This is a genomic window from Nocardioides alkalitolerans (assembly GCA_038184435.1).
GTDB classification, from domain to species: domain Bacteria; phylum Actinomycetota; class Actinomycetes; order Propionibacteriales; family Nocardioidaceae; genus Nocardioides; species Nocardioides alkalitolerans_A.
In genome coordinates, this window is record CP116227.1 from 578,396 (window position 1) to 591,584 (window position 13,189).

General features: G+C 73.7%; 13 protein-coding genes. 9 read left to right on the top strand and 4 right to left on the bottom strand.

The genetic code is table 11. The annotated features are described in order from the left end of the window. Positions 1-2: 2 nt before the first annotated feature. Both PIR53_02855 and sodN read right to left on the bottom strand, forming a co-directional pair. On the bottom strand, positions 3-467 hold the full coding sequence (locus tag PIR53_02855; GenBank protein ID WZH52942.1) for a DUF5709 domain-containing protein: 465 nt from the start codon (positions 465-467) through the stop codon (positions 3-5). A gap of 117 nt (positions 468-584) precedes the next feature. Next, entirely contained in the window at positions 585-980 is a 396-nt protein-coding gene (gene sodN, locus PIR53_02860; GenBank protein WZH52943.1) for a superoxide dismutase, Ni, read from the bottom strand. A gap of 99 nt (positions 981-1,079) precedes the next feature. On the opposite strand from sodN, the gene PIR53_02865 reads away from it, so the two are divergent. The 4 genes from PIR53_02865 (at position 1,080) to PIR53_02880 (ending at position 4,549) form a co-directional block, all read left to right on the top strand. After that, the gene (locus PIR53_02865) at positions 1,080-1,448 is read left to right on the top strand and encodes a S24/S26 family peptidase (GenBank protein WZH52944.1); all 369 of its coding nucleotides are present in this window, start codon (positions 1,080-1,082) and stop codon (positions 1,446-1,448) included. Between the two features lie 74 nt (positions 1,449-1,522). After that, the gene (locus PIR53_02870; protein WZH52945.1) at positions 1,523-2,722 is read left to right on the top strand and encodes an NADP-dependent malic enzyme; all 1,200 of its coding nucleotides are present in this window, start codon (positions 1,523-1,525) and stop codon (positions 2,720-2,722) included. Between the two features lie 127 nt (positions 2,723-2,849). After that, entirely contained in the window at positions 2,850-3,818 is a 969-nt protein-coding gene (locus PIR53_02875) for a zinc-binding dehydrogenase (GenBank protein ID WZH52946.1), read from the top strand. 2 nt (positions 3,819-3,820) lie between these two features. Then, on the top strand, positions 3,821-4,549 hold the full coding sequence (locus tag PIR53_02880) for an SDR family oxidoreductase (protein ID WZH54391.1): 729 nt from the start codon (positions 3,821-3,823) through the stop codon (positions 4,547-4,549). 9 nt (positions 4,550-4,558) lie between these two features. Here PIR53_02880 and PIR53_02885 read toward each other — a convergent pair whose 3' ends face one another. After that, entirely contained in the window at positions 4,559-5,215 is a 657-nt protein-coding gene (locus PIR53_02885; GenBank protein WZH52947.1) for a TetR family transcriptional regulator, read from the bottom strand. Between the two features lie 175 nt (positions 5,216-5,390). On the opposite strand from PIR53_02885, the gene PIR53_02890 reads away from it, so the two are divergent. The 5 genes from PIR53_02890 (at position 5,391) to PIR53_02910 (ending at position 12,893) form a co-directional block, all read left to right on the top strand. Beyond that, positions 5,391-6,485 carry an iron-sulfur cluster-binding domain-containing protein gene (locus PIR53_02890; protein ID WZH52948.1) on the top strand — a complete coding sequence of 365 codons (1,095 nt, stop codon included), beginning with the start codon at positions 5,391-5,393 and terminating at the stop codon, positions 6,483-6,485. 43 nt (positions 6,486-6,528) lie between these two features. Further along, on the top strand, positions 6,529-7,728 hold the full coding sequence (locus tag PIR53_02895; protein ID WZH52949.1) for a fatty acid desaturase: 1,200 nt from the start codon (positions 6,529-6,531) through the stop codon (positions 7,726-7,728). 10 nt (positions 7,729-7,738) lie between these two features. Then, positions 7,739-7,984, top strand: coding sequence for a hypothetical protein (locus PIR53_02900; protein ID WZH52950.1), 246 nt, complete (start codon positions 7,739-7,741; stop codon positions 7,982-7,984). A gap of 81 nt (positions 7,985-8,065) precedes the next feature. Further along, complete coding sequence (locus PIR53_02905) at positions 8,066-10,408, top strand: bifunctional serine/threonine-protein kinase/ABC transporter substrate-binding protein (GenBank protein WZH52951.1); 2,343 nt, start codon at positions 8,066-8,068, stop codon at positions 10,406-10,408. A gap of 106 nt (positions 10,409-10,514) precedes the next feature. Continuing rightward, complete coding sequence (locus PIR53_02910) at positions 10,515-12,893, top strand: protein kinase (protein ID WZH52952.1); 2,379 nt, start codon at positions 10,515-10,517, stop codon at positions 12,891-12,893. Positions 12,894-12,918: 25 nt separating this feature from the next. Here PIR53_02910 and PIR53_02915 read toward each other — a convergent pair whose 3' ends face one another. Beyond that, positions 12,919-13,095 (bottom strand): DUF6104 family protein, encoded by a 177-nt coding sequence (locus PIR53_02915; GenBank protein WZH52953.1) that lies wholly within the window; start codon positions 13,093-13,095, stop codon positions 12,919-12,921. Positions 13,096-13,189: the final 94 nt, after the last annotated feature.

Below are 13,189 nucleotides of genomic sequence, written 5' to 3' on the forward strand. Positions count from 1 at the left end.
CCTCAGCCCGGGAGCTCGTCCTCGTCGACGACGTGCACCGCCGCCTCCTCCGCCCCCGCGGCCGCGCCGTCGATGCCGACGTCCTCGGCCACCAGGTCCTTCTCGGTGTCGGTGCGGACCCCCTGGTCCGGCGCGACGAGGCGGCCCGACCGCTCGTCGCCGACCTCGCGGTCCTTCACCAGGTCGTCGAGCCGGCCCTCGGCGGCCTCGCGCTCGGCCTGGGCGTACGGGTCGGACTCAGGCTCCTCCTGCTCCACGCGCTGCTCGAGCGACTCGCCGAGGCTCTCCTCGAGCGGGGTGTTGCCGAAGCGCTGCCCGGCCGACCACCGCTCGGGCGGCGAGTAGCCCTCGTCGAGCGGCTCGGCCAGCCCGCGGTCGTCGTCGACGAGGCTGTCCCCGGTGCTCTGCGGCTGGTCCTCGTCGTCCACCGAGTAGTCGTGGTAGGTCTCGCCGTCGGTCTCGCTCATGCCGCTCCTCGGGTCGGGGATGTCCGCCGACCGGTACCCGCCCGCCCCCGGACGCAACGACGCCGCCCGGTCCACCCCGGGGGGTGGCGCGGACGGCGTCGTCGGAGCCGGGAGGCGTCAGGCCTTCTTGGTCTCCCAGAAGATCTCGGCGATCTCGTCGATCTTGGCGAGGAGCTGGTCGGCGACCTCGGCGTCGAGGCTGCCCTTGGTGCCGGTGGCGCCCGCGAGCTTGGTGGCCTCGTTCACGAGGGTGTGGAGCTGGGGGTACTTCTCGAAGTGCGGGGGCTTGAAATAGTCGGTCCACAGCACCCACAGGTGGTGCTTGACGAGCTCGGAGCGCTGCTCCTTGATGAGCACGGCGCGGGTGCGGAAGTCGGGGTCGTCGGAGTCGGCGACCTTGGCGATGACGGCCTTGATCGACTCGGCCTCGATGCGGGCCTGGGCGGGGTCGTAGACACCGCAGGGCAGGTCGCAGTGGGCCGCGACGTCGACGGTGGGAGCGAACAGACGCATCAGCGGAGCATCCTCTCGGTCGTGGTGGGGGCCGCCTCGACGGCGGTCCCGCGGGTCCGGTCGCGGCAGGGCCGCGGCGTGGTTGCGACACTACTCCGCATGGCACGACGGCGGCAGTCCGGTCCGGGCGCCGAGCGCGCGGCCCGTCGCTCGCTCCTGCCCTGGGGCGCGGCACGCGTGACGGGTGACTCCATGCGCCCCGGCCTGCGTCCCGGCGACCGGCTCCTGGTCCGGTACGACGCGCCGGTCCGCCCGGGCGACGTCGTGGTGGCCCGGTTCGTGGACGGCACCGTCGCGGTCAAGCGCGCAGTCGAGGCGCGTCCGACGCGTACCGGCGCCCCCGGTTGGTGGCTGTTGAGCGACGCCCCGGAGGTCGGGGTGGACTCGCGGCACCGCGGCGTCGTGCCCGCGGACGCGGTGATCGGCGTCGTCCGCGCGCGGCTGTGGCCGCAGCCGCGTCGGGTGTGAGATCAACCACCTCGGAGGACGAGAGTGGTGTGGAACACTGCGGCAGTCCCCGCAGCCCCACCGAGAAGTAGGCCATGACCGCACACGTCGCACCCCAGCCGATCACCGACCACCCCTTCCAGGGGGACCCCGTCTTCGACGCCCACGTGGGCGGGAAGCTCGCGGTAGCGGCGACGGCGGCGGTCGACAGCCGCGAGGAGCTGTCGAAGGCCTACACGCCGGGCGTCGCCCGGGTGTGCGAGGCCATCCACGCTGACCCGGCGCTGACGCAGGTCTACACGTGGGTGCCCAACACGGTCGCGGTCGTCACCGACGGCACCGCGGTCCTCGGCCTCGGCGACATCGGCCCCGCTGCCGCGATGCCCGTGATGGAGGGCAAGGCCGTGCTGTTCAAGGAGTTCGGCGGCGTCGACAGCGTGCCGATCTGCCTCGCCACGACCGACACCGAGGAGATCATCGAGACGGTCGTGCGGCTCGCGCCGAGCTTCGGCGGCATCAACCTCGAGGACATCTCGGCGCCTCGCTGCTTCGAGATCGAGGACCGGCTCAAGGAGCTCCTCGACATCCCCGTCTTCCACGACGACCAGCACGGCACCGCGGTGGTCGCGCTCGCGGCGCTCGAGAACGCGCTCAAGCTGACCCGGCGCACGTACGCCGGCACCCGCGTCGTCATCTCCGGCGCCGGCGCCGCCGGGGTCGCCGTCGCGAAGATCTTCCTCGAGGCGGGCATCACCGACCTGGCGGTCACCGACCGCAACGGCATCGTCTCGGAGGACCGCGACGACCTGACGCCCATCAAGCGCACCCTCGCGGGTCTCACGTCGGGTCGCACGGTCCGGGGCGGCAGCCTCGAGGACGCGCTGGCCGGTGCCGACGTCTACGTCGGCGTCTCGGGCGGGACCGTGCCCGAGGAGGTCGTCGCCACGATGGCGGAGGACGCGATCATCTTCGCGATGGCGAACCCCAACCCCGAGGTGCACCCGGACGTGGCCCACCGCCACGCGCGGGTCGTCGCGACCGGTCGCTCGGACTTCCCCAACCAGATCAACAACGTGCTCGCGTTCCCCGGCATCTTCCGCGGCACGTTCGACGCGCACGCCACCGCCATCACCGAGGGCATGAAGCTCGCGGCGGCGCACGCCCTCGCCGGCCTGGTCGGCGACGACCTGCGCGAGGACCTCATCATCCCGTCGCCGTTCGACCCCCGCGTCGGCCCGACCGTCGCGGCCGCCGTCGCCGAGGCGGCCCGCAAGGACGGCGTCGCCCGCCGCTGACCCGCGGTACGGCGCGGGCCCGCCCCGCGCCGTACCCCCAGGTGCGACGACTACCCACCGGAGGGCACCCCGCTCTACCCGGTCGGGCACTGGACCGACCGCTCGCCCGCCCGGCTAGGTTGGCGTCATGTTCGCTGTGTACGCCGCGGGCTTCTCGACCGACGACCCGCTGAGCGGGTTGGTGGTGGGGGAGCGCCCCGACCCGGTCGCGCCGGACGGCTGGACGACCGTGACCGTCCGGGCCGCCGCCCTCAACCACCACGACCTCTGGTCGCTGCGCGGGGTGGGCCTCAAGGCCGAGCACCTGCCGATGATCCTCGGCTGCGACGCCGCCGGCCACGACGAGGACGGCAACGAGGTCGTCGTCCACGCCGTGCTGTGCGACCCGTCCTGGACGGGCGACGAGACGCTCGACCCGCAGCGCACGCTGCTCTCGGAGGTCCACCAGGGCACGTTCGCCGACAAGGTGGTCGTGCCGCGACGCAACGTGGTGCCCAAGCCCCCGTCGCTCTCGTTCGAGGAGGCCGCGTGCCTCCCGGCGGCGTGGCTGACGGCCTACCGGATGCTCTTCACGCAGGGCGCGTGCAAGCCCGGCGACACGGTGCTCGTGCAGGGCGTGGGCGGCGGCGTGGCGACGGCGCTCATCATGCTCGGGCGCGCGGCCGGCCTGCGGGTGCTGGCGACCAGCCGCGACGAGCGGAAGCGGGAGCGGGCCCTCGCCATCGGCGCCCACGAGGTGTTCGAGAGCGGCACGCGGCTGCCGGCGAAGGTCGACGCGGTGATGGAGACCGTCGGCCGGGCGACGTGGTCGCACTCGGTGCGGTCGCTGCGGCCCGGGGGCAAGATCGTCATCTCGGGCACGACCTCGGGTCCGCAGCCCGACGACGCCGAGCTCACCCGCATCTTCTACCGCCAGCTGCAGGTCATCGGGTCGACCATGGGCACGCGCGACGAGCTGGTCTCCCTCGTGTCGTTCCTCGACGCCACCGGCGTGCGGCCCCTCGTCGACCGGGTCGTGCCCATGGTCGAGGCCCGCGACGCGTTCGCCACGCTGGCCGAGGGCGACGTCTTCGGCAAGGTGGTGATGACCCGGTGACGATGCCTCCCGGGCCCCGAGGCTCGCAGGGCCCCGGCGGCCCCCACCGCACCCACGTGCTCACCGGCGCCGGGTCCGGCATCGGCGCGGCCGTGGCCGAGCGCCTGCAGGCCCGTGGCGACCACCTCGTCCTCCTCGCCCGCGACGAGGCGCGGGCCGAGGACCTCGCGGCGACCCACCCCGGCGCCGACGTCGTCGCCCTGGACCTCGCGGACCCCGCGGCGGTGGAGGCGTGGCGGCCGCCCGAGGGGCTCGACGGCGTCGACTCGCTCCTCCACGTCGCCGGCTACGTCGAGCTCGGACCGGTGGCGACGACCGACCGCGCGGTCTGGGAGCGCACGCTGCACGTGAACGTGACGGCGCCCGCCCTGCTGACCGGCACGTTGCTCCCGGCCCTCCGGGCCCGGCGGGGCACGGTGGTCTTCGTCAACTCCGGCGCCGGGATCAACGCCCACGCGCAGTGGGGGGCGTACGCCGCGTCGAAGTTCGCGCTGCGGGCCCTCGCCGACGCGCTGCGGGCCGAGGAGGCCCCCCACGGTGTACGCGTGTCCACCGTCTTCCCCGGCCGCACGGCGACGCCGATGCAGGCCCAGGTGCACGCGCAGGAGGGCGCCGACTACGACCCGGGGGCGTGGACCGCCGCGGGGACCGTGGCCGACACGATCCTGGCCTGCGTCGACCTGCCCGGTGACGCGGCCCTGGCCGAGGTTGTCCTCCGCCCTGGTCCCTGACCCGGCGGCTCAGGCGCGCGAGCGCCAGCGCAGCGCGCCGACGAGCATCATCCGCAGCTGGGTGCGCGCGCGCTCGGCGACGGCGTCCTCGGCCGACCGCCGCCCCTCGGCGGCGAGCAGCTCCTCGGCGGTGGACACCACGGCGCTGACGATGAGGTTGGCCAGCACGTAGAGGTCCTCGCTCGCCCACGCATCGGGGCCGGGCAGGCGCGCGAGGTCGGTCGCGAGCTCGCGCTCGCACAGCTCGATCTCGTGACGGATGGCCGACCGCACGGCGGCGGGCCCGGCGAAGCGCTCGCGCGCGATGAAGAGGAAGTGCCCCCGCTGGGCCCGCACGTGCTCGGTCAGCACCCGCACCGAGCTGTCGATGATGTCCTTGAAGGTGGGGTCCGCGGACCGTACGTCGCGCAGCATCGCCCGCAGGGACACGAAGGCCTCGTCGACCAGGGCGAGCCCCAGCTCCTCGATGGAGTCGAAGTGCCGGTAGAAGGCCGTGGGCACGATCCCCACGTCCTTCGCGACCTGGCGGAGGGAGACCGCCGAGAGCCCGCCCGTCTCGGCGAGCCGCAGGGCCGCGGCCAGGATCGACTGCCGGGTCAGCTCCTTGCGCTCGACGCGGCTGAGCCCGTCGGCGGCGGCGCCGGGACGTGCGGACGGGCTGGACACGGGGCTCATCGTCCCACGGACGGGTGGGCGCGCGCCGCACGGCTGCGAGCGTGGCCCGGGCCACGTGTGTCCTGGACCACCGGTCCTTGACCCGCGGGTAACCGTCTCGGCATCCTTGTCGGTGCACAAGCGTTCACTCAACGGTGGACGTCCCGCCGACCTCTGGAGCCACGCCATGAGCCTGACCAGCGCCCTCCTGCGGTCCCGTGCCGTCGCCGCGCTCACGTCGCCGCACGGCGTCGACCGCTACCTCGAGCTCGTCAACCCGATGTGGGCCGCCCGCGAGGTGCGGGCCCGCGTGGTCGACGTCCGGCGCGAGACCCACGGCGAGCACCCCGTCGCCACCATCACCCTCCAGCCGACGTCGACGTGGCGCGGGCACCGCGCCGGCCAGTACGTGCAGGTCGGCATCGAGGTGCCGGGCGCCCGCCGCACGACGCGCTGCTTCACCATCTCCTCGGCGGCCTCCGGCCCGGGGGAGCGGTTCACGCTCACCGTCCGCGCCCACGCGGAGGGTCTCGTCTCGAAGTACCTCGTCGAGCAGGCCCAGCCGGGCTTCCTCGTGCACCTCTCGCAGGCCCAGGGCGACTTCTGCCTCGACGAGAGCCCGGCGACGCCGACCAACAACCACCTGCTCTTCATCACCGGCGGGTCCGGCATCACGCCGGCGATGTCGATGGTGCGCACGCTGCTGCGGGACGGGTACGACGGCCACGCCGGCCGCAAGGTCACGTTCCTGCACTACGCACGCGGCCCCGAGGACCAGATCTTCGCCGACGAGCTCGCCGAGATCGCCGCCGCCGACAACGGCGTGCGGGTCGTGCTGCGGCACGAGTCGGCCGGCGACCCGCTCTTCAGCGCGATCGACCTGGCCCGCGAGGTGCCGAACTTCCGCGAGGTCGACACGTGGGTCTGCGGGCCCGCCGGCCTGATGGAGCGGGTCGAGACGGCCTACGACGGCTCGCCGCGGCTGCGCCTCGAGCGGTTCAAGCCCCCGGTCGTCACGGCCGGCACCGCCGAGGGCGACGTCGTCTTCGCCCGCTCGGGGGAGCAGGCGCCCAACTCGGGTGCCTCGATCCTCGAGCAGGCCGAGGCCGCCGGCCTGACGCCCGAGTTCGGCTGCCGCATGGGCATCTGCTTCTCCTGCACCGCACGCAAGAGCGAGGGCACGGTGCGCAACGTGCTCACCGGCGAGGAGTCCTCGCTCCCCGACGAGGAGGTCCGCATCTGCGTGTCGGCCCCCGTCGGCGACTGCGTCGTCGACCTCTGACCCCCACCGACCACCCGTCGTCACCCCACGAAGGGAGCACCCCATGACCGCCGCCCCCACCGAGGCACTGCGTCCCGCTCCGGCCCCCGAGCCGGGCGAGGAGTCCATCAGCCCCAACCTCCCGCTCACCCCGAGCCAGCTCGAGGCGTTCGGCGAGGAGATGGACGCCATCCGCCAGCGCATCATCGCCAGCCTGGGGGAGGAGGACGCGTCGTACATCCGCAACGTCGTGAAGGCGCAGCGCGCCTTCGAGGTCGCGGGTCGTGCGCTGTTCTACCTGCCGCCCGCCTGGCCGCTCGCCGTGGCCTCGCTCAGCATCTCCAAGATCATCGACAACATGGAGATCGGGCACAACGTCATGCACGGCCAGTACGACTGGATGGGCGACCCCGGCCTCAACTCGCGCATGTTCGAGTGGGACAACGTGTGCCCCTCGGAGCAGTGGAAGTACTCGCACAACTACATCCACCACACGTTCACCAACATCGTCGGCAAGGACCGCGACATCGGGTACGGCATCCTCCGGATGGACCCCGACCAGAAGTGGCACCCGTACTACCTGGGCAACCCGGTCTACGCGTTCCTCCTCATGATCTTCTTCGAGTGGGGCGTGGCGATGCACGACCTCGAGGTCGAGAACATCGTCGCCGGCAAGCGGAAGATCTCCGAGAACGCCGCCCTGCACCGCGGCATCATGCGGAAGGTGAAGCGCCAGGCCCTCAAGGACTACCTGCTGTTCCCGGCGCTGACCGGTCCGCTCTTCCCGCTCACGCTCGCGGGCAACGCGACCGCCAACCTGGTGCGCAACATCTGGGCCTTCAACATCATCTTCTGCGGGCACTTCCCGGCGGGTGTTGCCACCTTCTCGGTCGAGGAGTCCGACGAGGAGTCGCGCGGCCAGTGGTACCTGCGCCAGCTGCTCGGCTCGGCCAACATCACCGGCGGCCCGCTCTTCCACGTGATGAGCGGCAACCTGTCGCACCAGATCGAGCACCACCTGTTCCCCGACCTGCCGGCGCGCCGCTACCCGGAGATCGCGGACGAGGTGCGGGAGATCTGCGAGCGCTACGGCCTGCAGTACAACACCGGTCCGCTGCACCGCCAGCTGTTCAGCGTCGCCAAGAAGATCTGCCGCTACGCGCTGCCCGACGACGTGGCCGAGGTGCCCGGTGTGTCGCTGGTGCAGCGGCTCCTGGGACGCCGCAAGCCGGCCCCGGTTGCCGTAGTGCCGGACGCTGCCTGAGACTCGTCCCATGACCGACGAGCGCACGGGAGGCGACCGCCTCAGCAGGGCCGAGATCGCGAAGGACGTCGTGCAGACCTCGGTGGAGATCGCCGCCACCACGGTGGGCCGCGTCGCCTCCATCGTGACCGGTGCCGTGCGCGACGTCGCGAGCGCGGTGGGCGAGGGCGCCACCGAGGCGTTCGAGCTCCGCGACGCGGCCCGCCGGGCCACCGCCGAGCTCGACCCGGTGCGCAGCGAGGATCCGGACGCCTGACGTCGTACGGTTCAGGACGGCCCCGGCGGGGTAACCCCCGCCGGGGCCGTCGGTCGTCCCGGTGTCGTGGAGGAGGTGCCCGTGCTGCAGCCCGGGAGTGTGGTCGGTAGCTACGAGGTCGGCGAGAGCATCGGTCATGGCGGCATGGGCGTCGTCTACCGGGCCGTCCACCGCGACCTCGACCGCGAGGTCGCCCTGAAGGTGCTGGCCCCGCAGTTCTCCGGTGACGAGGACTACCGGCGGCGGTTCCTGAGCGAGGCGCGCACGCTCGCCCGCCTGGAGTCCAACCACATCGTCGCGATCTACGACGCGGGCGAGCACCAGGGCTCGCTCTACCTGGCGATGCAGCTCGTCACCGACGGCGACCTGTCGTCCTGGTCGCGCCGGTTCGGTCCGATGCCGCCGGTCATGGCGCTCGACCTGCTCCGCCAGGTCACCACGGGGCTGGCGACGGCGCACGACGCCGGGGTGCTCCACCGCGACATCAAGGCCTCCAACGTGCTCCTGCGGCGGCTCCCGGGCGGCGCCACCCGCGCCTACCTCTGCGACTTCGGCATCGCCCAGACCGCCGACGAGTCCCACACCCGCACCGGGGCCGTCGTGGGCACCTGGGCCTACCTCGCGCCCGAGCGGCACCGCGGCGTGCCGGCCTCCGTGAGCAGCGACCTCTACGCGCTGGGTTGCCTGCTGTGGGCCATGCTCACCGGGCACACGCCCTACCAGGGCAGCACCGAGATGGAGGTGGCCCTGGCCCACATGAACGCTCCGGTGCCCCAGCTCCCCGGCGGCTCCGGCGACGTCCGTGCGCTCAACCACCTGCTCGCGCGCCTGCTCGACAAGGACCCGGCCCGGCGGATCTCCTCGGCCGGCGAGGTCCTGGCGGAGATCGACCGGGTCGCGGCCGCCGTCCGCCCCGGCGGGCCGCCGCTCGCCGCCGGCGCCGAGCGGACCCGCACCGCGTCGTACGGCGGCCCGACCGGGGCGAGGAGCGACCTGCCGGCCGGGGGTCCCAGAGGCCCCGGGGGTCCCGGGCGCCCCGGCGCCCCCGGCGCCCCCGGCCGTGCGGGGGGAGCGCCCGTGCGGCGCCGACGTGGCCTGGTCGCGGGTGCGCTCGCGCTCGTCCTCGTCGCCGGCCTGGGCGTGGGCGTCTGGGCGCTGACCTCGCGCGACGACGACGGCGACGGGGGCGGCACGGGGGACGTGCCGTTCGCGGACGACACGGTGCCCGGCATCGTGGAGGGGGCGACCCTCACCACCACCCCGTGCGACGGCTCGACGGAGGGCCTGCGCGTCACCGGCGTGCTGCCGGAGACGGGCGTGCTGGCCCAGCAGGCACCCCCCGTGCTGGGTGGCCTCGGCCTCGCGGTCAGCGACATCAACGACGCGGGCGGCGTGCTCGGGCAGGACGTCTGCCAGGACGTCGTCGACAGCGGCGACGACGACACCGTCGCGTCGCTGCTGGCGGACGGCGTCGACACTGACGTCGTGGTCGGCCCGATCCAGTCGGAGCTCTCGGACACGCTGCCGCCGGTGCTCGACGACGAGGAGGTCGTCAACATCACGCCCTCGTCGTGGGTCAACGACCGCTCGGGGGTCTCGCGCTACGCGTTCCGCACGATCGGCGACATGGACACCATGGCGAACGCGCTGGTGCGCACGATGCTCGACCGGGTCAGCAGCGGTGACGACGTCGCGTTCGTGACGGCCGACGAGCCCTTCTCGCTCCGGTCGAGCGCCGCCATCGAGTCCGCGCTCGAGGAGGTCTCGATGGAGTGCCTCCTCGCCTGTCCGGGCGCCGGCCAGGACGTCCCCGAGTCCACGACCGACTTCACCGCCATCGCGCAGCAGGTGGCGACGTCGGGCGCCACCGCGGTCGTCGTGAACGGCTACCTCGACAGCTCGGCGCTGCTGGTGGCGCTCGCCGCGACCGACTTCGACGGCCCCGTCTACCTCTCGGCCGTCAGCGACACCGACTTCGTCGACGTGCCGGCCGACATCCTCGCGCGGACGTTCTCGGTGTTCCCGGCCGTGCAGTCCTCGGAGGACTTCCAGGCACGCGTCGCCGACTGGTACGCCCTCGACTCCGGCGGCACCGTGCCCACCCCGTTCCTCTCCGCCGAGTCGTACGACGCGGTGGTGCTGGCGGCCCTGGCCGCGGTGCGTGGCGGCGCGACCGACGGCGACACGATCGCCGAGAACATGGGCCCCGTCTCCGGCAGCGGAGGCGGCACCCAGTGCGCCTCCTTCCGCCGGTGCGCGGCCCTGCTGGAGGCCGGCGAGGAGATCGTCTACCGGGGTGTCGCGGTGCGGGGGCCGTTCAACGAGGACAACGACCTGACCGAGGCGTTGTTCAGCACCATCACCTTCGACGAGGCCGGCAACGCGGTGCGCGGCGACAACCAGGTCCTGGGCCGCCAGCGCTGACCGCCCGGTCGTCGCGGTCGGGCCGGGTTCGTGACAGGCTCTGCCGGGGTATCGAGCCCGGGCCGGGCTCCGACGCCCACCTGATCCACCAGACGAGGGGAGAGCCGTGCTGCCGCGACCGGGAGCCGAGTTCGGGAGCTACGACGTCGGCGAGCGCATCGGGCGGGGCGGCATGGGCGTCGTCTACCGCGCGGTCCATCGCGACCTCCAGCGCGAGGTCGCGCTCAAGGTGCTCTCCGAGCAGTTCTCCTCGGACGCCGACTACCGTGCCCGGTTCCTCAGCGAGGCGCGCACGCTCGCCCGCCTCGAGTCCCCCTTCGTCGTCACCATCCACGACGCGGGGGAGCGGGACTCCTCGCTCTTCCTGGCGATGCAGCTCGTCCCCGACGGCGACCTGGCGGCGTGGCTCCGCCAGTACGGCGCGCTGCCGCCCGCGATGGCCCTCGACCTCCTCCGGCAGGTGACCAGCGGACTCCTGGCCGCCCACGAGGCCGGCGTGCTGCACCGGGACATCAAGGCCTCCAACGTGCTGCTGCGCCGGCTGGGGGAGGGCGGCCTCCGGGCCTACCTCTGCGACTTCGGCATCGCGCAGACCGAGGACGCGGGCCACACGCGCACCGGCGGGGTCGTCGGCACCTGGGCCTACCTCGCGCCCGAGCGCCACCGCGGGGTCCCGGCCTCCGTGCGCAGCGACCTCTACGCGCTGGGTTGCCTGCTCTGGGTGATGCTCACCGGGCGCACGCCCTACGAGGCGGCCAGCGAGATGGAGGTCGCGCTCGCCCACATGAACGCGCCCGTGCCGCAGCTGCCCGAGCACGGGCCGCAGGAGCGGGCGATCAACGACCTCCTGCGTCAGCTGATGGCCAAGGACCCCGCCCAGCGCCCCGCCTCCGCCCGGGCGCTGCTGCCGATGCTCGACCGCGTGTCCCGCAGCACGGGCGGGCCGGGTCCCGCCCCCGCGCGCCCCGCGGTCGCCGAGGCCCCACCGTCCGCGCCCGCCCCCGCCGGCCGCACCGCGTCCGGCGACCTGCCGACCCAGGGCCGGCGGCGTGCGGAGCCCGGGCCTGGGTCCGCCCCGGCCCACGGCGAGCGCCGGACCACGTCGGGCACGGGCCGGGGTCGCTGGCTGCTGGCCGCCGGGCTCGCGGGCGTCGTGCTCGTGGCGGGCACCCTCGTGGGGGTGCTGGTCCTCGGCGACGACGACCCGGAGGGCGGCGACGGCACGGTGCCGCTCGCGGACGTCGCGTTCGCCGACGACGACCAGCCCGGGGTCGTCGACGCCGACTACACGGTCACGCCGTGCGGCGACGCCGGCTCCGCCACGGACGCCCTCCGCGTCGGGGGCCTGCTGCCGCTGCGGTCGAACGACTCGGCGTACCGCGGACCGACCACCGCTGGTCTCGGGCTCGCCGTCAGCGACATCAACGCCGCCGGCGGCGTGCTCGGCCGGCCCGTCTGCCAGTCCGTCGAGGAGGCGGGTGACGCCATCGATCTCGAGTCCGGGGAGGAGGGCGCGGCGGAGCTGATCGACCAGGGCATGTCCGTCGTGGTCGGGACGACGCGGTCCGAGGTCGCGGAGGCGGTCGTGCCCGAGTTCCGCGACGCCGAGGTCCCGCTCGTCGCGGTCGGTGCCGCGGACAGCGAGCTGTCGGGGATCTCGCCGTACTTCTTCCGCACGATCGGCGACACCACGACCTTCGACGCCGCGTTCGCGCAGCTGGCCCAGGAGAACACGGCCGACACCGTCGCCTTCGTCCTGCAGCGGGTGCCGGACCAGATCGAGGACCGCGACCGCCTCCGCGATGCCGTGGAGGCGGCCGGCTCCACGTGTGTCTGGGGCTGTGACGACACCGAGCTGGCCGAGGACACCGACTTCTCCGACGACGCGGCGGCGGTGGCCGCGAGCGGTGCCGAGACCGTCGTCGTGCTGACCGAGCCGACGTCGCCGTTCATGGACGCCTACGCCCCGGCCAAGACCGGGGCGAACGTGCTCACCGTCGGTGCCAGCTTCCAGCTGGCGGTCGAGGGGTACCCCGCCTTCTTCGGCACCGTCTCCGCGCTCGTCAACGGCGCCCGGCCGAGCGAGGCGTTCGTGGAGCGGCTCGGCGGCTGGACCGAGGCCACCGACGGGCCTGACCTGACGATCTCGACGCTCGCGGCCGAGACCTACGACGCCGTCGTCTTGTCCGCGCTCGCGGCGGTGCGGGGGGAGGCGACGGACGGCGTCACCATCGCGGAGAACCTACGGGCGGTCGCCGGCAGCGAAGGCGGCACCGAGTGCGTCACCTTCCGGCGCTGCGCGGCGCTGCTCGAGGGCGGTCACGAGGTGACGTACCGCGGGGTGGCCGTCGACGCGCCCATCGACGCGGACAACGACCTCGAGTCGGGCCGGTTCAGCGTGCTGGGCTACGACGAGTCGGGGGAGATCATCCCCGAGCCGATCGACGAGATCGTCGGCACCAAGCAGGAGCAGCCCGACGACTGACCCGCGGACCGGCCCCGCAGGGTGGTCAGTCCTCCGGGTCGTCCAGCCGCGCCAGCCACGTGGCGAGCCGCTCGACGGCCGTCTCGAACTCCGGGTGGGTGTCCACGAAGGCCTGCAGCTGCTCGGCGAGCCAGGCCAGCGTGACCTCCTCGTCGCCCCGTCGCTTCTCCAGCTCCTCGATGCCGCGGTCGGTGAAGTACATGCCGGACATTCTCCCCCCACCGGCTGCGGGACGACTCCCCGCACGCCCCCGGTACGACGACGGGCCGGCCACCCCGCGGGGGTGACCGGCCCGT

What these genes read in the sequence shown, in the direction of transcription:
- PIR53_02895 (WZH52949.1), top strand. Translation starts at nt 6,529, where the DNA reads ATGACCGCCGCCCCCACCGAGGCACTGCGTCCCGCTCCGGCCCCCGAG.
- PIR53_02870 (WZH52945.1), top strand. Translation starts at nt 1,523, where the DNA reads ATGACCGCACACGTCGCACCCCAGCCGATCACCGACCACCCCTTCCAG.
- PIR53_02865 (WZH52944.1), top strand. Translation starts at nt 1,080, where the DNA reads ATGGCACGACGGCGGCAGTCCGGTCCGGGCGCCGAGCGCGCGGCCCGT.
- sodN (WZH52943.1), bottom strand. Translation starts at nt 980, where the DNA reads ATGCGTCTGTTCGCTCCCACCGTCGACGTCGCGGCCCACTGCGACCTG.
- PIR53_02915 (WZH52953.1), bottom strand. Translation starts at nt 13,095, where the DNA reads ATGTACTTCACCGACCGCGGCATCGAGGAGCTGGAGAAGCGACGGGGC.
- PIR53_02855 (WZH52942.1), bottom strand. Translation starts at nt 467, where the DNA reads ATGAGCGAGACCGACGGCGAGACCTACCACGACTACTCGGTGGACGAC.
- PIR53_02900 (WZH52950.1), top strand. Translation starts at nt 7,739, where the DNA reads ATGACCGACGAGCGCACGGGAGGCGACCGCCTCAGCAGGGCCGAGATC.
- PIR53_02875 (WZH52946.1), top strand. Translation starts at nt 2,850, where the DNA reads ATGTTCGCTGTGTACGCCGCGGGCTTCTCGACCGACGACCCGCTGAGC.
- PIR53_02880 (WZH54391.1), top strand. Translation starts at nt 3,821, where the DNA reads ATGCCTCCCGGGCCCCGAGGCTCGCAGGGCCCCGGCGGCCCCCACCGC.
- PIR53_02890 (WZH52948.1), top strand. Translation starts at nt 5,391, where the DNA reads ATGAGCCTGACCAGCGCCCTCCTGCGGTCCCGTGCCGTCGCCGCGCTC.